This is a genomic window from Arthrobacter sp. Soil736, from assembly GCF_001428005.1.
Taxonomy (GTDB): domain Bacteria; phylum Actinomycetota; class Actinomycetes; order Actinomycetales; family Micrococcaceae; genus Arthrobacter.
On sequence record NZ_LMSB01000017.1, the window covers coordinates 1 to 18,525 of the forward strand.

13 protein-coding genes and 2 pseudogenes are annotated in these 18,525 nt (G+C 66.7%); 8 read left to right on the forward strand and 7 right to left on the reverse strand.

Features of this window, described 5'->3' with window-relative positions; translation table 11 throughout:
* Nucleotides 1-185 precede the first annotated feature (185 nt).
* Nucleotides 186-1,412, reverse strand: coding sequence for a DNA polymerase IV (gene dinB / locus ASG92_RS11615; RefSeq protein WP_056628209.1), 1,227 nt, complete (start codon nt 1,410-1,412; stop codon nt 186-188).
* 74 nt (nt 1,413-1,486) lie between these two features.
* Here dinB and ASG92_RS11620 point away from each other — a divergent pair, with 74 nt between their 5' ends.
* Both ASG92_RS11620 and ASG92_RS11625 read left to right on the forward strand, forming a co-directional pair.
* A complete protein-coding gene (locus ASG92_RS11620) occupies nt 1,487-2,020 on the forward strand; it encodes a hypothetical protein (protein WP_082579464.1) in 534 nt (177 codons plus the stop codon).
* Nucleotides 2,017-3,111: a polyprenyl synthetase family protein gene (locus tag ASG92_RS11625; RefSeq protein ID WP_056628213.1), complete on the forward strand. Its 1,095-nt coding sequence runs from the start codon at nt 2,017-2,019 to the stop codon at nt 3,109-3,111. The genes ASG92_RS11620 and ASG92_RS11625 overlap by 4 nt, the downstream gene beginning before the upstream one ends.
* Nucleotides 3,112-3,180: 69 nt before the next feature.
* On the opposite strand, the gene ASG92_RS11630 is transcribed toward ASG92_RS11625, so the two are convergent.
* Nucleotides 3,181-3,534, reverse strand: coding sequence for an Rv2175c family DNA-binding protein (locus ASG92_RS11630; RefSeq protein WP_056628216.1), 354 nt, complete (start codon nt 3,532-3,534; stop codon nt 3,181-3,183).
* 248 nt (nt 3,535-3,782) lie between these two features.
* Between ASG92_RS11630 and ASG92_RS11635 the strand changes: the two genes are divergently transcribed.
* Together ASG92_RS11635 and ASG92_RS11640 are read left to right on the forward strand one after the other, a co-directional pair.
* Nucleotides 3,783-5,093, forward strand: a complete 1,311-nt coding sequence (locus ASG92_RS11635) for a lytic transglycosylase domain-containing protein (protein ID WP_056628218.1) — start codon at nt 3,783-3,785, stop codon at nt 5,091-5,093.
* 102 nt (nt 5,094-5,195) lie between these two features.
* The gene (locus ASG92_RS11640; protein WP_056628221.1) at nt 5,196-7,415 is read left to right on the forward strand and encodes a PASTA domain-containing protein; all 2,220 of its coding nucleotides are present in this window, start codon (nt 5,196-5,198) and stop codon (nt 7,413-7,415) included.
* A 127-nt stretch (nt 7,416-7,542) separates the two neighbouring features.
* Here ASG92_RS11640 and ASG92_RS11645 read toward each other — a convergent pair whose 3' ends face one another.
* Both ASG92_RS11645 and ASG92_RS11650 read right to left on the reverse strand, forming a co-directional pair.
* On the reverse strand, nt 7,543-8,934 hold the full coding sequence (locus ASG92_RS11645; protein WP_200951952.1) for a 3-deoxy-7-phosphoheptulonate synthase class II: 1,392 nt from the start codon (nt 8,932-8,934) through the stop codon (nt 7,543-7,545).
* A 512-nt stretch (nt 8,935-9,446) separates the two neighbouring features.
* A pseudogene (locus ASG92_RS11650) lies at nt 9,447-10,127 on the reverse strand (lysophospholipid acyltransferase family protein); the annotation flags it as partial.
* Between the two features lie 111 nt (nt 10,128-10,238).
* Between ASG92_RS11650 and ASG92_RS11655 the strand changes: the two are divergent.
* From ASG92_RS11655 to ASG92_RS11665, 3 genes are read left to right on the forward strand one after another with little or no spacing between them, the layout of a single operon-like run.
* On the forward strand, nt 10,239-11,027 hold the full coding sequence (locus ASG92_RS11655; RefSeq protein ID WP_056628227.1) for an alpha/beta fold hydrolase: 789 nt from the start codon (nt 10,239-10,241) through the stop codon (nt 11,025-11,027).
* Nucleotides 11,024-11,836 carry an alpha/beta fold hydrolase gene (locus ASG92_RS11660; RefSeq protein WP_056628230.1) on the forward strand — a complete coding sequence of 271 codons (813 nt, stop codon included), beginning with the start codon at nt 11,024-11,026 and terminating at the stop codon, nt 11,834-11,836. Before ASG92_RS11655 ends, ASG92_RS11660 begins: the two co-directional genes overlap by 4 nt.
* Nucleotides 11,829-12,443, forward strand: a complete 615-nt coding sequence (locus ASG92_RS11665; RefSeq protein WP_056628233.1) for a hypothetical protein — start codon at nt 11,829-11,831, stop codon at nt 12,441-12,443. The genes ASG92_RS11660 and ASG92_RS11665 overlap by 8 nt, the downstream gene beginning before the upstream one ends.
* A 28-nt stretch (nt 12,444-12,471) precedes the next feature.
* On the opposite strand, the gene ASG92_RS11670 is transcribed toward ASG92_RS11665, so the two are convergent.
* Nucleotides 12,472-13,461, reverse strand: coding sequence for an ROK family glucokinase (locus tag ASG92_RS11670; protein WP_157372191.1), 990 nt, complete (start codon nt 13,459-13,461; stop codon nt 12,472-12,474).
* A 298-nt stretch (nt 13,462-13,759) separates the two neighbouring features.
* Here ASG92_RS11670 and ASG92_RS11675 point away from each other — a divergent pair, with 298 nt between their 5' ends.
* Nucleotides 13,760-15,607 carry a long-chain fatty acid--CoA ligase gene (locus tag ASG92_RS11675; protein ID WP_056628235.1) on the forward strand — a complete coding sequence of 616 codons (1,848 nt, stop codon included), beginning with the start codon at nt 13,760-13,762 and terminating at the stop codon, nt 15,605-15,607.
* 65 nt (nt 15,608-15,672) lie between these two features.
* Here the strand turns inward: ASG92_RS11675 and ASG92_RS11680 are convergent.
* Together ASG92_RS11680 and ASG92_RS11685 are read right to left on the reverse strand one after the other, a co-directional pair.
* Nucleotides 15,673-16,998: pseudogene (locus ASG92_RS11680) on the reverse strand (aspartate aminotransferase family protein); the annotation flags it as partial.
* Nucleotides 16,999-17,097: 99 nt separating this feature from the next.
* Nucleotides 17,098-18,492 carry a MinD/ParA family protein gene (locus ASG92_RS11685; protein WP_056628239.1) on the reverse strand — a complete coding sequence of 465 codons (1,395 nt, stop codon included), beginning with the start codon at nt 18,490-18,492 and terminating at the stop codon, nt 17,098-17,100.
* Nucleotides 18,493-18,525 lie beyond the last annotated feature (33 nt).

Genomic DNA, 18,525 nt, shown 5'->3' on the forward strand with positions numbered 1-18,525 from the left:
CGCCGCCGCAAAAACACGGGCCCTGGAAACAGCATCCACGCGAGCACAAATAGATGAGGCACGCACAACACTTTCGCGAGCATCTTGACATGAGTCACTACGGACGCTGTTCACGGAGCGCAACCCGAATTGGCCGCGAAATTCCGGTAAAAATCGCTGTTCCCGGGACACAGCCGGGAGCCGCCTCAGCGGGTGCCGCTCCCAGGGTCCAGGAGGCGTGCCGGCAGCACCGATTTAGAGCCGAATTTCTCCGTCACCCTGTCCAGCGCCTGCTCCGCAGCCCGCCAATTGTCGTCACGCCGGTCGAAGCTCAGCTGGAGCGAGGTCTGGGCTGCCGCCTCGAGATGCTCGGCACGCACGCCTACGAGCCGGACGGTCATGGACCGGTCCCCCAGCGACTCCAGCAATTGCACGGCCACAGCGTAGAGGAGCTGCGCACTGTCCAGCGGCGCATGGACCGTCCGGCTCCGCGTAACGGTCGAAAAATCGGCATAGCGCAGTTTGAGGGCAACGGTGCGTGCCACCAGGCCGGACGCGCGCAGGCGTTCGGCAGTCCTGTGGCACAGACGCAGCAGTTCCCGGTGAAGCAGGGCGTCGTCGGCAGTGTCCACCGCGAACGTTTCCTCGGCTCCGATGCTTTTCTCAAGCCGCACGGGAGTCACCACCCGCGGATCGATCCCCCACGCCAGCCGGTGGACATGTTCGCCGCTGGCGCCGAGCACCTTCTTGAGGGATGAGACGGGCGTCGCGGCGACATCGGCCACGGTGCGGATTCCCATCCTTGCAAGTACGTCCGCGGTCTTGGCACCCACGCCCCAAAGCGCGTTGACGGGGAGGCTGTGCAGGTACGGGACGGTCTGCTCGGGCCGGATCAGCAATATGCCGTCCGGTTTGCACCGGGTGGAGGCGATCTTGGCCACGAACTTGCTGGCCGCGATCCCCACGGAGGCCGTGATTCCCAGTTCCTTGGAGACCCTGGTCCGGATCAGCTCCCCGATCTGCAGCGGCGGACCGAGGCGGCGGATCGCTCCGCCCACATCGAGGAACGCCTCATCCACGCTCAGGGGCTCGACGAGCTCGGTGATCGACTCAAAAATGGACATCAGCTGGCCGGAGACTTTGTAGTAGAGCTTGTGCCGGGGCTCGATAATCACTGCCTGCGGGCACATGCGGTGGGCAACCACCATCGGCATCGCGGACTTCACGCCGAAGGCGCGGGCTTCGTAGGAGGCTGACAGCACTACGGAGCGGCCTGCCGGATACCCCACGATGACCGGTTTGCCGCGCAGTTCGGGGCGTCCCCGCAGTTCGACGGAGACGAAGAAGGCGTCCATGTCCACGTGCATAATGCTGCTGCGCCGGAGGTCCCGAAGACGCGCTTCAACTTGCTCTTTGTCCTGGTCCGGCCCCACATCTGCAATCCTATGCCCTGCGACTGACTAAACTGGAGGCTGAATCCGGCATCAACCCCAGGAGGAATGCACCTGTGAAGGTCATTGGAACGCCCATGCCTGCCCGCCTTGGCCTGCTAGCGGCCGGAACGGTATTGATGGCGGTGTCGGCGTGCAGTGCGCCGTCGCCAGGCTCCGCTCCGTCCCCTGAAGCTTCGGCTTCCACCTCGGCATCAGGACAGGCGAGCACTACGGCGCCGCCAAGTCCGTCGGCCTCGCCGGGCACCTCGGCGGCAGTGGGGGCGCTCGTAGCGGGATTCCCGCAAAAACTCCTTCCGGTCATGCCCGGGGCCAAGGTCGTCGCCAGCAGTTTCGATAAGTCCTCCTCCCCCGCGACGGTCGCCTTGGTCGGTTCCATCGCTGACAAGCCGGCCGCCGTCGTCGACTTTTACACCAAAGCGCTCCAGGCGCAGGGCTTCAAGGCCGTTCCGGGCAATACGGTGGGCACGGTGGTCTCCAAGGACTTTGTCCGCGCCGGAAATGAAACGGTCAACATTGCGGTTCCCGAGGTTGCCGGAGTATCCACCTTTACGATCGGCGCCAACGTGGCTCCTGAGTCCGTCAAGTGACCGTGGCAGAGCAGCTGCGCGTCGAGCAGACAGCCTTTGTCGCTGCCGTTGCCGGAAGGCTCACCGATTTCCTGACCACGAGGCAGTCGGTCATGGCCTCGATCTCCCCGGATATCGACCCCATCATGGGGTCCATCTCCAACCTGGTCACCGGAGGCAAGAGGCTGCGCGCCCTCATGTGCTACTGGGGATGGCGGGGTGCCGGCGGACCGGCGTCGGCCGACGACGTCGTCACCGCAGGGGCGGCACTTGAGCTCTTCCAGGCCGCCGCCCTCATCCACGACGACATCATCGACCGGTCCGACACACGGCGGGGCGGCCCTAGCGTCCACCGCAGGTTCATGCAGCTCCACGAGGCCCAGGGGTGGGCATTGGACAGCGAACGGTTCGGTCACGCGGCAGCCATCCTTGCCGGCGACCTGTGCCTGTCCTTCAGCGAGGAAGCCTTCACGGAGATCGGCGTGCATGCCGCATCCGGGAGCAGGGCGAGGCTGATCTTCAACCTCATGCGGGCCGAAGTCATGGCCGGGCAGTACCTGGACATCCTGGAAGAGGTGGCGGGCCCGGTGCGGGACCGCGCCGGCGCCGTCAGCCGGGCCCAGTCGATTATCCGCTTCAAGTCGGCCAAGTATTCCACCGAGCACCCGCTCGCCCTCGGCGGGGCGCTGGGCGGGGCCTCGGACGAACTGCTTCGGGGCTACTCGGCCTTCGCCCTGCCGCTGGGAGAGGCCTTCCAGCTTCGCGACGACGTCCTGGGCGTATTCGGCGACCCCGTCACCACAGGGAAGCCCGCCGGCGACGACCTCCGCGAAGGGAAACGGACCGTCCTGGTGGCGTTCGCCCTGGACCTGTCCACCCCTGAGGAGTCCGCCTTCATCGACGCCAGGCTGGGCAGTCCCGACCTGAGCGAAGAGGACGTGGCGGAGATCCGCAGGATCATTGCGGACTGTGGGGCGCTGCAGGCAACGGAAGCACTCATCGAGGAATTCGGCGCAGCCGCGTTCGCGGCCCTCGAGCTTCTTCCTTTGGAAGACCTCCCGAAGACGGCGCTCCGCAAGTTGGCCGAAGCAACGGTGAGCCGAGCCGCCTGAGCGGCCCGCCGCCGGCCCGCACGGATTGCCACGCGGGCCGGCCGGGGCCGGCTTATCAGACCAGGGCGGCTACCAGGCCAGGGACTGGGCCCTTCGCCGGATTTCGGTCTTTCGGCCTTCCCGAAGGGCGTCAATTGGCCGCCCGCGGAGCGATTCATCGGCAGTGAAGAGCCACGTAATGAGTTCTTCGTCGGAATATCCGGCGTCTGCCAACACCACAATCGTGCCCTTGAGGCTTTCCACGACGTGCCCGTCCTGGATGAAGGCCGCCGGGATGGACCTGATGCGGCGTTCGCCAATCCTCAGCGCTGCCAGCGCGCGCTCATCGAGCAGCCCGTGGACTTTGGTAATGGAAACATCCAGCAACTGGGCGACGTCGGGCAGTGGCAACCAATCGCCAACAAGGCTTTCTACAGTACTCACGGGTCAAGGTTGCCACGACGGGCGCCCGCGCGCCTAGTCAGAGCGGCGCCCCGGTGCGTTTCCAGTGCTTTCCGTGCGCGACACACCCGGATACCCTGACTTTCTGCACGTACGCCGATTCTTGTGCTATCCGCGAAATCGTGAGAGATTCTCATTGGTCACATTTGTAACACGAATAACTCAAGTAACATTGATACCAATAGTCACACTGGCCGACAGCATTCGCCGCTGAGAAGAGGATCTTTCCCATGACGACGACCCGCTCACCCAAGCAGCCTCCCCGGCCGAGCTTGCCCATGATTGCGGCGACGACGGCAACGCTGCCCGCTGTCATGCTCTCCTCCTTGGCTGTTGCCCAGCCCGCCGCCGCGGAATCCAGGCCCAGCGCCATTCCGGCGACGCTCGCCGCGGCCATGGAGGCACAGGCTGCCGCCGTCAATGCCGGCATCATTCCGGCCGCCTCCGTACCGGCCGCGATTCCCGCCGGCCTGCAGCCCGCACGCGCGACGCCAGGCGCTCACACGGTTGTCCGTGGCGACACGGTCAGCGGCATAGCCGGGCGTTACGGCCTCAGCACCTCGGCTGTGCTCAAGCTGAACAACCTGAAATCGAACTCCGTGATCTACCCTGGCCAGCGGATCAAGCTGACAGGCACGGCCACCACGGCGGCAAGGAAGGCGGCGGCCACTCCCGCCAGCACGACCAGCAGGACCTACACAGTGAAGTCCGGGGACACCCTGGGCGGCATCGCCGCGCGGCACGGCGTCAAGCTCTCCCAGGTTCTCAGCTGGAACCGCCTGAAGCTTTCATCCGTCATCTATCCGGGCCAGAAGATCCGCATCGGGGCGGGCGTGGCGGCGTCAGCGGCCGGCAAACCGGCGGCCGCGCCCTCAGGCTCCTATGTCATCAAAGCCGGCGACACGTTGTCCGGCATTGCGTCGAGGCACGGCGTGCGGCTGGCCGACATCCTGTCGGCGAACCGGCTCAAACTGACCAGTGTCATCTACCCCGGGCACAAGCTCGTCATTCCAGCGAAGGCGTCCGCCGTCCAGCCGGCGTCGAGCGTGACACCGCTGGTGCCGAGCTCCTTCCTCGGGTTCACGTACCCGGCCGCCGTGGTCAGCTCCGCCAACAAGAACAAGGCACTGCTGAACGCCTCGCCGGTCCCGTCCCTGGCACAGATGCAGTCCATCGTGGCTGATACTGCCCGCCGGATGGGAGTGGATCCCGCGCTTGCCCAGGCCTTCGCGTACCAGGAGTCCGGATTCAACCAGCGCGCAGTCTCCCCGGCGAACGCCATCGGGACGATGCAGGTCATCCCGTCCTCCGGCGAGTGGGCATCCGATCTTGTGGGGCGCAAGCTCAATCTGCTTGACCCGTATGACAACGCGACCGCCGGCGTAGCCATCATCCGGCAGCTGATCCGGACCAGCAAGAACGTGGATTACGCGATCGCCGGTTATTACCAGGGCCAGTACTCAGTCAGCAAGCACGGCATGTTTTCCGACACGAAGACCTACGTCGCAGCCATCAAGGCGCACCGAAAGAACTTCAGCTAGCCTCGCGGGCCCGGCCTCCTGATGCCGGGCTGAGGATAACGATACGGGTCCGGATCGCATGTTGGTCCGGACCCGTTTCCGTGCAGCAATTAGTATCTTAAGGTGCAGGAAAATGTGTCGGACAGTCTCGTTGGCTCCCTGGTAGACAATCGCTACCAGGTCAATTCGAGGTTGGCGAGGGGCGGGATGTCCACCGTCTACGTCGCTACGGACCAGCGGCTGGACCGGGATGTGGCCTTGAAGGTCCTCCACCCGCACCTGGTCAACGACGGCAACTTCCTGGACCGCCTGGCCCGCGAGGCGCGGGCCGCCGCGAAGCTCTCCCACCCCCACGTGGTGGGCGTCCTCGACCAGGGGCACGACGGCCGCACGGCCTACCTTGTGATGGAGTACATCAAAGGCCACACCCTCCGAGACGTCATCAACACCAAGGGTGCCCTGTCCCCCCGGCTCGCCCTCGCACTGATTGACCCGGTGGTCGAAGGGCTGGGCGCCGCCCACGCGGCCGGCCTCATCCACCGTGACGTGAAACCCGAAAACGTCCTCATCGCCGACGACGGCCGGATCAAGATCGGCGACTTCGGCTTGGCCCGGGCGGTGACTGCAAACACGAGTACCGGTGCCCTGATCGGCACGGTGGGGTATCTCTCGCCGGAGCTGGTGCTCGGCAAACCCGCCGACGCACGCAGCGACATCTATTCAACCGGAATCATGCTGTTCGAGATGCTGACCGGCCGGCAGCCCTTTGACGGCGAGGTCCCCATTCAGGTCGCCTACCAGCACGTCAATTCAACGGTCGGACCGCCGTCGGAGGTGGTTCCCGGGCTGGCTGAAGAAGTGGACGAGCTTGTGCAGTGGTGCACTGCCAACGACCCCGAAAAACGCCCGGTGGACGGAAATGCGCTCCTGGCGGAGCTGCGGCACATCCGGACCAACCTTTCGGACGCCGAACTTGACCTGCAGCCCCCTGCGGCCGTGGGCGCCGCCATTGCGTCCGCCGCGGCCGGGGCTGCGGGCCAGGTCCCTGCGGCGAGGGGCATGGAGGCGCGTCCCATGCCGGACCGCATGCCGTCCCCCGGGAACCACACGGAGCTGCTGTCGCCTGTTCACATGCCGCCAGCGCAAATGCCCGGTGCACAAGCGCCCACAGCGCAAATGCCCCCTGCTCAGGGTCCCGCAGCTCAGGGTTCCTCAGCTCAGGGTCCCGGTGTGCAGCGGCCCACGGAAATCATCTCGCACACCAGCAACCCGACCGCGGTCTTCCCCCACGCCCGGCAGCTGCCGCCTGGGTTCGCGTTCGAACCGGCCGACGCACAAGGCCCCCCTCCCGCCGCAGCCCTGAGCAAGAGGGAACTGCGGAAGCTGGCCCGTGACGATCAAAAAGCCCGGGAACGTGCCGCAGCCACTCCGGTCCGCACGCTGCGGGAGGGCAATTCCAGGCGCCGCGGGGCTCTCTGGATCGTGATACTCATCATCGCGGCGCTCCTGGCTACGGGGGCCGGCTGGTTCTTCGGCATGGGGCCCGGCTCCCCCGGCACGGTGCCGTCGGTGGCAAACAGGACCGTCGCGGAGGCCCAGGCGCTTCTCCGGTCCGCCGGCTTCCAGTCCAGCACCCAAGATGTGTTCGACGACGACGTCAGGGCGGGTCTGGTGGTGGGTTCTGAACCCACAGCGGGGACGGAGATCCGAAAATTCCAGCCGGTTTCGCTGTTCGTTTCCAAGGGACCCCAGCTTTTCCCCCTGCCGCAGCTGTCGGGAAAAACCCTCGACGCCGCCAAGAGTGAACTTAACCGCGCCGAGATGGCCCTGGGGAAAATCACGGAAAAATTCGACGAACAGGCGGCGGCCGGTACGGTCCTTAGCCAGACTCCTGCCTCCGGGACCGCGGTCAGGCACGGCACCCCCGTCGGCCTGACGGTATCGAAAGGCCCTGAGCCCATTCCGGTTCCGGACGTCAGCGGCGAGGAGCAGAGCGCGGCTGTCAGGGCCATTGAGGCAGCCGGGCTGAAGGCAGTGGTGGCGGACGAAACCGTCAAAGACAGGAACGTCCCCAAGGGCGCCGTCGTGAAGCAGGAGCCGGCCTCGGGAACCCTGACCCGGGGACAGACCGTCACGCTGACGATTTCCGATGGACCGAAGCTTGTAAAGGTGCCGAATTACATCGGCAAGCAGGTGCGTGACGCCCGTGAGGCCTTGGAGAAACGCGGCTTCGAAGTCCGGGTGAACAACATCCTGGGCGGATTCTTCGGCACGGTGCGTGACCAGGATCCCGTTGACACCGAGGTGCCTGAAGGGTCCGTCGTCACGCTCACAGTCGTTTAGCCGGCCCTGGCCGGCTCTCCCGCTGATGCCGCCGCCTGAACGGCGCAGGCATCAGCGGGAGCGCGCAGTGGCTGGCTCCGTCTTGGCGCCGAACTCTATCTCAACGCCTTCTCAACACCGGCGCTATCTAGTGCCGTGCCAGGGCCCCGGCCACGAGGAAGGCCATCTCCAGCGACTGCATGTGGTTCAGCCGCGGATCGCACACCGACTCGTAGCGGTCCAGGAATGCCTCCTGGTCGATGGGGTCGGCGCCGCCGAGGCACTCCGCGACGTCGTCCCCGGTCATCTCGACGTGGAGACCGCCCGGCACAGTCCCGAGGGCGTGGTGCACCTCGAAGAACCCGCGGACCTCGTCGATGACGTCGTCGAAATTACGGGTCTTGTAGCCGTTGGGCGAGGTGACCGTGTTGCCGTGCATCGGGTCGGTGACCCAGAGGACCTTCGCGCCGGAGGCGGTGACTTTTTCCACGACGGCGGGAAGCTTTTCGCGGATGTTGCCCGCACCCATGCGGGTGATGAACGTGAGCCTGCCGGGCTCCCGTTCCGGATCCAGCTTGTCGATCAGCCGCAAAGCGTCGTCCCCGGAGGTGGTCGGCCCCAGCTTGACGCCGATCGGGTTGCGGACGCGGGACAGGAAGTCAACATGTGCGTGGTCCAGCTCGCGGGTCCGCTCGCCGATCCAGAGAAAGTGCGCGGAGGTGTCATAGGGGAAGCCGGTGCGCGAGTCGATGCGGGTCAGGGCCCGTTCGTAGTCGAGCAGCAGCGCCTCGTGGCTGGCATAGAATTCGACGCGCTTCAGCGCCTCGAAATCCGCGCCGCAGGACGCCATGAACTTGATGGCGCGGTCGATGTCCCGTGCCAGCGATTCGTAGCGCGCGTGGGCAGGGTTTTCCGTGAAGCCCTTGTTCCACTGGTGGACGAGGCGAAGATCCGCGAAGCCGCCCTGGGTGAAGGCCCGGATCAGGTTCAGCGTGGAAGCGGACGTGTGATAGGCCCGGAGCATCCGGCTGGCATCGTGGCCCCGGGATTCGGGAGTGAAATCGTAGCCGTTGACGATGTCCCCGCGGTACGCCGGCAGGGTCACGCCGTCGCGGGTCTCCTCATTCGAGGAACGCGGCTTGGCGAACTGCCCTGCCATCCGGCCCATCTTGATTACCGGCATCGCGGCACCGTACGTCAGCACAACCGCCATCTGCAGGATGGTCTTCACGCGTGCGCTGATCTTGTCCGCGGTCGCGTCGCCGAATGTCTCGGCGCAGTCACCGCCCTGGAGCAGGAACGCCTTGCCTTGGGCTGCGGCAGCGAGGCGCTCCCGGAGGATATCGACCTCACCGGCAAACACGAGGGGAGGAAGCACCGAAAGTTCCTTGACCGACGCGTCGAAAACGTCCCTGTCCTGCCAGCTCGGCTGCTGGGAAACCGGAAGGTCCCGCCAGTTGTCCAGTCCCGGATAGTTGGCTGCACCGCTCTGGGAGGTGCTGGTCAGGGAAGAGGCAGGTTTTGCAGATAGCTCAGTCACAGTACTAAGAGTAGTTGCCGGAACCGGCATCCGGACACCCGCTTTGTCATCGACCCCGCGTCTGGCGTCACAGAGATACGCTCCGCCGGCCTGGACGATCGGCCTGGACGTACGGCCTAGGCCGACCGGGAGGAACCGACGTCGTTACCCTCGCCGGAGTCCCGCCCGGTTTCCGTACCCGGCGGGACCCCGGGCAGATGCTCAGGCCCTGCGGACGAATCGTCCGGCCCGATGCCGGGCTGGGCTGCCCCAGGGCCGGGCTGGGCTGCCCCAGGGCCGGGCTGGGCTGCCCCAGGGCCGGGCTGGGCTGGCACAGGGCCGGGCTGGGCTGGCACAGGGCCGGGCTGGGCTGGCACAGGGCCGGGCTGGGCTGCCCCGGGGCCGGGCTCAGCTGGCACAGGGCCGGGCTCGGCTGGCACAGGGCCGGGCTCGGCAGGCGCGGCGTCTGGCCCGGCTGCCCCCGCGCCAGGCTCTGCGGCCGCAGCTCCGGCGTCGGCCGGCACGGCAGTCGCCTTCCCCGCCAGCTGGAGCTTGACGACGGCGGCGTACTCGTCGACGTATTCCTGGCCGGAGAGCCGCATGAGCTCATACATGATTTCGTCGGCCACGGACCGCTGGATCAGCCGGTCGTCCGCCATGCCCTGATAGCGGCTGAAGTCCAGCGGTTCGCCGAAGATCATGCCGATGCGGCGGATATGGGGCAGCCGTTTTCCGATCGGCTGGACCTTGTCGGTTCCGATCATGGCCACGGGAATGACCGGAACGCCGGCAGCAAGCGCTAGCCGGGCTACGCCCACCTTCCCACGGTAGAGCCGCCCGTCGGGGCTGCGCGTGCCCTCGGGATAGATGCCCAGCAGCCCGCCGTGGGTCAGCACATCCATGCCGGCCTCCAATGACGCGGCGGAGGCCGCGCCGCCTGAGCGGTCCATGGGGAGCTGGTTGGTGAGCCGGAAAAACAGGGCGGTCAGCCGGCCTTTGAGGCCGGTGCCGGTGAAGTACTCCAACTTGGCCAGGAAGATGACTGGCCGCGGCACCATGAGCGGCATGAAAATGGAATCGGAGAATGACAGGTGGTTCGAGGCGATGATCGCCGCGCCTTCAGCCGGAACGTTGTCCAGTCCTTTGACCCATGGCCGGAAGAGGGTGCGGAGCACCGGCCCCAGGAAGATCCTTTTCATGACCCAGTAGAACACGTGTCTTACCCCTCCGGAAGGCAACTGGCAGGCGCTCCAAAGGGCCCGGCCAGCACTGCAATGCAACCCTACTCTAGTGAGAATTGTCCGGAACAGTGACACGATGGTCTCATGACAGAAGGCAGCGCCCGGACTACGCCCGCCGCTTTCAGCTACCCGGGCCACGGACCCAATGCGCACATCGGAATAGCCATTTGCCACGGCTTCACGGGCAGCCCGCTGAGCATCCTGCCGTGGGCCGAGTTCCTTGCCGGGCGCGGCTTCGCCGTATCGGTGCCGCTGCTCCCGGGGCACGGGACCCACTGGCAGGATCTGGCCCGCTCGGGATGGCGGGACTGGCACAGAACCTTTGAAAAGGCATATCTGGACCTCGCCGCCAGGACGGACGACTGCTACGTGGCCGGCCTGTCCATGGGGGGCGCCGTCGCGCTGCTGACCGCCGCCCGCCACAGCGTGTCCGGTGTGGCAGTGGTGAACCCGGGCCTGAGCTTCTATGACCGCCGCGTCCGGATCATCGGCCTGCTCAAGTACTTCCAGCGGACCACAAGTCCCATCGAGGAAGAGAATCCGACGTCGGCCCCCACCGAGGACGGTGACTACTCCCTTACGCCGTTGGCAGCTGTCCATCAGCTGAAAAGGCTCTTCGCAGCCGCAGCCCGCGGACTTCCGCGCGTCACCGCGCCCGTCCTGGTCTTCAAGTCGCGCAACGACATCGTGGTGCCGCCCACGTCCCTGGCGCTGATCAGGAAGCGGCTGGCATCGACAACATTGGACGTTGTTCCGCTGGAAAACAGCGGGCATGTGGCAACCCTTGACGTGGACGCCGCGGAAATTTTCGAAGCCTCGGCGCGGTTCTTCCAGGTGCACGCGCGGAGCAACATATCGTCGGAGAAATCATGAGCATAGTTCCGGACCACAGTCCGTTCAGCAGCCCGTTCTCCGGCGAGGGTCCCCGCGTCGGCGTGGCCCTGTCCCATGGATTCACCGGCAGCCCGCACGGCGTCCGGGCCTGGGCCGCGGCACTGGCCGCCGCCGGCTTCTCGGTCCGCATGCCCTTGCTCCCCGGCCACGGCACCACGTGGCAGGAGCTGTCGCGCAGCCGCTGGACCGAATGGCACGATGCCCTGGATGCCGCCTATCTTGAACTCGAATCCGAGTGTGACCACGTCTTCTCCGCGGGCCTGTCCATGGGAGGCGCCCTGGCGCTGCGCATCGCCGCCACGCGTCCGGTTGCCGGAGTCATCCTGGTCAATCCCGGCCTGGTCATTGACGACCCCCGTGCCCCGCTGGCCGGCATCCTCAAGCTCGTGCTTAAGAGCACGCCGGCCATAGCCAACGACATCCTCAAGCCCGGCATGGACGAAGGCGCGTACGCCCGGACGCCGGTGGCGGCGGCCCACCAGCTGAACAAGATGTTCAAGGACACGCTGCGGCTGCTCCCGCGCGTCACCGCGCCGGTGCGGGTCTTCCGCTCCACCGTGGACCACGTTGTTTCCGACTCCAGCATTGTGGCGCTCCGGCGGGGACTGACTCACGCCCCGCTGCAGGTCAGCATGCTGGAGAACAGCTATCACGTGGCCACGCTTGACAACGACGCCGAGGAGATTTTCAGCGGCTCGGTGGACTTCATCCGCTCCGTGGCTGCGGACTCCCTCCACGCTCCGAACCAGTCCGCGACAGCCAGCCAGAAGGGCACGCCCGATGAATAGGCCCGATTCAAACCCGTCCGATCCGAGCGCCAACCAGGACGACGCCGTCTGGCTTGACCTCGTGGCCAGGCTCCAGGGCGACACGCCCGCTCCCGGCACCGGTGCCGGGCCCGACGACGTTGCCGGTTCAGAGCGGAGCGGCGGCGCAGCTACGGCAAGCGATCGCGAACCTGACGCCGGACCGGAACACGGCCAGGCCAAGCGGTTCACTGATTTTGATCCCCTGGGACTCGCCGCCGGGGCTCCGACGGAATTGTCGGCCGCGGAGCGCCAAGCGGCTGCCGCCCGGCAGCGGGACGCCCGGACCGGCGAACCCGCCGGGCCACCCGCGGCCGAGGGACCGCGTGACTACGGCGTGGAGGACGACGACGGCGTGTTCGTGCCGGAGGAGCCCCCCAGTCTTTCCGCCACGGATCCCCTGACCATGCTGGCGTGGCTAGGCGCCGTGGGCGCGCCCGTGGCCCTGGTCCTGTCGGCGATGTTCTGGCGTTCAGCGCCGCTGCTGGCAATCCTTGGCATGGTGGCCACCTTTATCGGAGCGGTGGTGTACCTGATCATGAAGCTGCCCCAGGAGAAGGACGAAAACGACGACGGCGCGCGCGTCTGAGGGCGCCTGACCCGCTGCGCCGGCCGGGTCAGACGTGCGTTCGGCTGCTCACGCGGGACAGGTCCGCGGCGCCGATCAGCCCTGCATTCGGCCCGAGGGCGGCAAGGTCGATTTCCGCGGCGGGACGGAACCCGCGCCCGGTCAGGTTCCGGGCAAAGGCCTTCCGGGCCGGTGCCACGAGCAGCTCTCCGGCGGCGCAAAGCCCTCCGCCGATCACGAATTTTCCCGGGTCAAGGGCCGCGGCAAGGTTGGCCAGCCCCAGTCCCAGCCAGTCCCCGACATCCTCCAGGAGTTCCCTGGAGGCAGCGTCGCCGGCGATGGCCAGCTCGGTCACGGTGGCGCCGGTGATGCGGTCCGCCTGGCCGTCGACTGCCTTCAGGAGTTCCTGGGCCACCGGGGAATTGGCCAAAGCCAGTTCCCGGGCCTCCCTGCCAAGGGCGTTGCCGGATGCGTACTGTTCCCAGCAGCCGCGGTTGCCGCATTCACACCGGTGACCCCCGGGCATGATGATCTGGTGGCCGAACTCACCCGCGACGCCGAACCTGCCGCGTTCCACCCGCCCGTCCATGACCATGGCACCGCCGATGCCGGTCCCCAGGGTGATGCACACCAGGCGGTCCTGGCCCCGCCCGGCGCCGAAGCGCCATTCCGCCCACGCCGCGGCGTCGGCATCGTTGACCAGCATGACCGGGCGGCGGAGCAGGCGCTGCAGATTGTCCCGCAGCGGTTCGTTGCGCCAGGCGAGGTGCGGGCTGAAGAGGACGGTGCCGCCGTCGAGGTCCATCCAGCCGGCCGCGCCGATGCCCACCGACCGGATGCGTGAACCCCGGCTCAGCTCCTCAACCAACTCCACGATGACCTGCTCCACGGCGCGGGGATCGCTTCCGGGAGTGGAACGCCGGGCTTCGCGGAGAATCCTTCCGTCTGCATCAACCACGCCGGCCGCAACCTTGGTGCCGCCGATGTCGATGCCGATGGCCAGTCCCCGGCGCCGCAGCCGCAGCTGTTGCCGGAACATCCGGGGGTGCAACCCACGGCGCTGCTGTTTCAGGGGTCCCCGCTGCCACGCGCGGATTCTGTATTGCCCGGTTCTGCCGTGGAGCTCCGTTTGGCTGGACTGTTCAGTGGGCGGGGGTGGCTGCATAATTCCCCATTCTAGGTGTCCCGACGGTCCACCGTCCGGCCGCGACACAGTGGCGCATCACGGCTTGCCGACGTAAAGTTACTGGCCAGTAGGTAATGTGCGACTGACCCTGAGGGCGGCGTACTAAGGTAAGGACTACCCGCTGCGGCCTACGGATATCAAAGGAGCTATCGTGCGCGAATTCACTGTTCCGCCTCTGGCAAACGTCCCTTCGGACACCAACATCACGGACCTTGTGCTGCGCCAAGCCTCGAAGTCGTCGAATCCTGCGCTGTTTTCGCGGCTGGATTCCTCCGGCCAGTGGCAGGACATCTCCGCCACGGAATTCCTCGCGGACGTCTCCGCCCTGGCCAAGGGCCTCATGGCCAGCGGCGTTGGCGCGGGCGACCGCGTGGGGATCATGTCCCGGACACGCTACGAGTGGGCATTGATCGACTTTGCCATCTGGTTCGCGGGCGGCGTGTCCGTTCCGATCTATGAGACGTCCTCGCCATCCCAGGTCGCCTGGAACCTGGGCGACTCCGGTGCGGTGGCGGCCTTCGGCGAGTCAGCCCATCACGAGAACATCATCAGGCAGGCCGCAGCGTCCGAGGGGCTCACCGCACTGGCCCACGTGTGGCAGCTTGAAGGGAGCGGCCTCGACGCCGTCCGCGAGGCCGGAACCGGCGTCAGCGACGACGACCTCGAATCGCGGCGGCGGGCTGCCGGGCTCAGCGACCTCGCCACCATCATCTACACCTCCGGAACAACGGGCCGGCCCAAGGGCTGCGAACTCACCCACGGCAACTTCGTGGAACTGTCCGAGAATGCCCTGGCCACGTCGCTGAGCCAGATCGTCAATCAGCAGGCCAGGACCATCATGTTCCTCCCCTTGGCCCATGTGTTCGCGCGGTTCATCTCCGTCCTGTCCGTCGCAGCCGGGGTCACCGTGGCCCACACGCCCGACATCAAGCACCTGCTGCCCGATCTGCAGAGCTACAAGCCCACGTTCATCCTCGCCGTGCCCCGGGTGTTCGAAAAGGTGTACAACTCGGCCCTCACCAAGGCAGAGGACGGCGGAAAGGGAGCGATCTTCCACAAGGCCGCGGATACGGCCATCGCCTATTCCCGCGCCAGGCAGGACGGCGGCGTCGGATTCGGCCTCAAAATCAAGCATGCGATCTTCGACAGGCTCGTTTACAGCAAGCTCCGGGCGGCCATGGGGGGCCAGGTGGCCCATGCCGTATCCGGTGGCGGTCCGCTGGGCGAACGGCTCGGCCACTTCTTCCAGGGAATCGGACTCCAGATCCTGGAAGGCTACGGCCTTACCGAGACCACGGCGCCGATCAGCGTTAACACGCCCGAAAGGATCAAGATCGGCACGGTCGGCGCGCCGATTCCCGGCACTAGCGTCAAAATTGCCGACGACGGCGAGATCCTCACCAAGGGCACGTGCGTCATGCGCGGCTACTACAAGCGTGATGACCTGACGGCGGAGGCGTTCGTGGACGGCTGGTTCCGCACCGGGGACATCGGCCAGCTCGACGGCGACGGCTTCCTGACGATCACCGGCCGGAAGAAGGAAATCATTGTGACGGCCGGCGGCAAGAACGTGGTGCCCGCCCAGCTCGAGGACCAGATCCGCGCAGACGCGCTGGTCTCACAGGTGCTGGTGGTTGGCGACAACCGCCCCTTCATCGGCGCACTGGTGACACTCGATGAGGAAGCCCTTCCCGGGTGGCTGCAGCGCCACGGACTGCCGGCGGAGACCACCGTCACCGACGCGGCAGACAACGCCGTGGTGAAGGCGGCGGTGCAGGAGCTGATCAACCATGCGAACCAGTCTGTATCGCAGGCGGAGGCCATCAAGGCATTCCGGATCGTGCCCAGCGACTTCACCGAAGCGTCCGGCCACCTGACCCCGTCCATGAAGGTCAAGCGGGCGCAGGTCATGAAGGACTTCGAGAACGTGATTGACGAGATGTACAAGGCGCCGAAGCCCACCCCGGCTTCGCCAGGCGGGACGTTCGGCGCGTCGTAGTTCAGTCAGCTATCCGGGTTCTGAATCTGTTCGATCTGCTGGCCGTGGCCGGGACCGACGTTCCGTTACGTCAGGAATGCGTCGGCTGCTGCCAGTGCCTCGTCCAGGATGGCCAGGCCCGCGGCGGCGTCGGAGTCGTTCACGTTGAGGGGAGGCGCGACATTGACGCGGTTGCCCATGGTCAGCGGCAACAGACCCCGATCCAGGCACGCCTTGGCGAAGGAGACCATCGGCGCGTTCGCCGGGCCAGTGGCTCCTGTGGGCACGAGCGGCTCTTTGGTCAGCCGGTCGCGGACCAGTTCGACGGTCCAGAGGCCGCCGATGCCGCGAACGTCCCCGACGGACTCGTGCTTCGCGGCAAGCTCCCTGAGTCCTGGCCCAAGGACGTCCGTGCCGAGTCGGGCAGCTGCCGCGACGGTGTCCTCCTCGTGCATCGCATTGATGGCGCCGACGGCTGCTGCGCAGGCTAGTGGGTGGCCGCTGTACGTCAAGCCTGCGGGGTAGGGGCGTTTGGTGAACGCCTCGTAGATCGCGTCGCCGACCAGCACGCCGCCCAGCGGGACGTACCCGGAGTTCACGCCCTTCGCGAACGCCATCAGGTCTGGTGCCACGCCACCGTGGTCGACGCCGAACCAGGCTCCCGTGCGGCCGAAGCCGACCATCACCTCGTCGGCGATGTAGACGATGCCGTGGCGGTCGCACAGATCGCGGACCCCGCGCAGGTAGCCCGTTGGTGGGACGATGACGCCCGAGCTGCCGACCACAGATTCCAGGACCAGGCCGGCGATCGTCGACGGGCCTTCCAGGAGGATCACCTGCTCGAGATGGGCGAGCGCCCGCTCGGACTCTTCCTCCGGGGTCCTCGACCCGAACGCCGACCGGTACAGGAACGGACCGAAGAAGTGGACGGCACCGGCCGCGCCGGTGTCCGAAGCCCAGCGGCGCGGGTCTCCGGTGAGGTGGATCGATGCCGCCGTCGAACCATGGTACGAGCGGTAGGCGGCGAGCACCTTTGGTCGTCCGGTGTAAAGGCGCGCCATTCGAACCGCGTGCTCGATGGCCTCCGTTCCGCCGGTGGTGAACAACACGTGCCCGAGGCGCTCCGGCGCGACCTCCACAATCAGCCGCGCCGCTTCGCCCCGGACGTCGGACGCGTGGCCGGGTGCGAGCGTGCACAGACGGTCGGCTTGCTCCTTGATCGCAGCGACGATGCGCGGATGTTGGTGACCGAGGTTGGTGAACACCAGCTGCGAGCCGAAGTCCAGGTAGCGCCGTCCGCTGGCGTCGATGACGTAGCTCCCGGAGCCGCCGACCAAGGTAGGCACGTCGCGCGGCCCCTGAACAACCCAGGGGTGGAAGACCAGTTCGTCGAGATTCATGACAACCTCCGTTGCTTCAGTGCCGGACTGTTCACCTGCACTGCTTCACCTTGGCACCGTCACCCGGCAGCGTCCAGAGCACTTGCAACATCCCAAGCCGCCCGCTGAATGTCAGGCGTGCTGGAGTTCGTCCATCACCAAAGCGGCAAGCTCCACGGCAGCACCCCGTGTTGCGGGCCTGAGCTGGCTCAGCTGGATCCGTGATCCCTCTGCAAGGTGCCGGTCGTGCGGAATCCGGACCACATTCTTGACCCGGGACAGGAAGTGCTGCTCGATCTCGTCGATGTTGACCAGTGTCCGGTCGCCTGCCGCCATGTTGATGACCACCGTGGCCTTGGCTACCAGGTCCTGGCGGCCGTGGGCCTCCAGCCAGGACAGCGTCTCGGAGGCCAGCCGCGCTTCGTCCACGCTGCCGCCCGAGACGAGGACCACGGCGTCGGCCTTCTCGAGGGTGCCCTTCATGACGGAGTGCACCATGCCGGTGCCGGAATCAGTCAGGACGATTGAGTAGTAGCGGCCGAGGATGTCAGTGACGGCCCGGTAATCGGCGTCGTCGAACGCATGGGCCACCATGGGATCGGTGTCCGAGGCCAGGACGTCGAGCCGCGAACCGTCCCGGGCGGTGTAGTTGGACAGCTGTGCGAAGGAATTCACCGTGAACCTGTCCTTGACCAGCTGGCGTGCCGTGAAGTCCGCTCGGCCGGGAGAACGGTCCGACAGCGTTCCGCGGTCCGGATTGGCGTCCATGGCGATGACGCGGTCCTCGCGCAGGTCTGCGAGCACCATGCCCAGGAGGGTGGTGACCGTGGTCTTTCCGACGCCGCCCTTGCGGGACAGGACCGGCACGTACCGCGTCCGCTCCCCCAGGCGCATGGCGATCCGGTGTTCCATGGCGCGCTGGATCCGGATCCGGTCCGGATCGCCCAGGTTCACGTAGCCGAAGGTCGCCTGGAACAGCCACCGGCGCCAGCCTTCGACGGGCGGGGCCGCCGTTCTGTTCAGCAGGCGGTCAGCGGTCAGCGCCGCAGCCGGCTCCGGGCCTTCGGCGCGTTCCCGGCGTTCGCTCACGTGTTCAGGTGCCTGACCTGATGCAGGTGCGGTACCGGGCTCACCCGGTCCGTCGACGGGGCCTGGTCCTGCAGTGACTGCCGGAATCGCTGGTGCCGCGACGGGCTGCGGAATGCTGTTGACGGCCGACAGCGACCCGGCAGACGTGCGGTCCTGCGCGTCGGACACGGTCACGACGCTGATTTCGCCGGACGGCGGAACGTCCGGCATGTCTGCTTGAATAGCGTCTTCGTCGACGGTGACTTCGTCAACGGCGTCCGCGGGAGCCGCGCCTTCGGCTGCCTCCGGAGCGGCTGCCTCCGGAGTGGCTGCATTTGTCGGCTCTGCGTTCATCTGCTCCGGGCTCATCTGCTCAGGGCTCTGCTGCGGCGCCGGAAGTGCAGCCCTGGGACTCCGGTCGGGCCGCGGCGCGGGCTTGGGCGTGTTCGTCTGCGTCATGGCTCCCGCTCAGTGTGATCATCTCGGTATGCG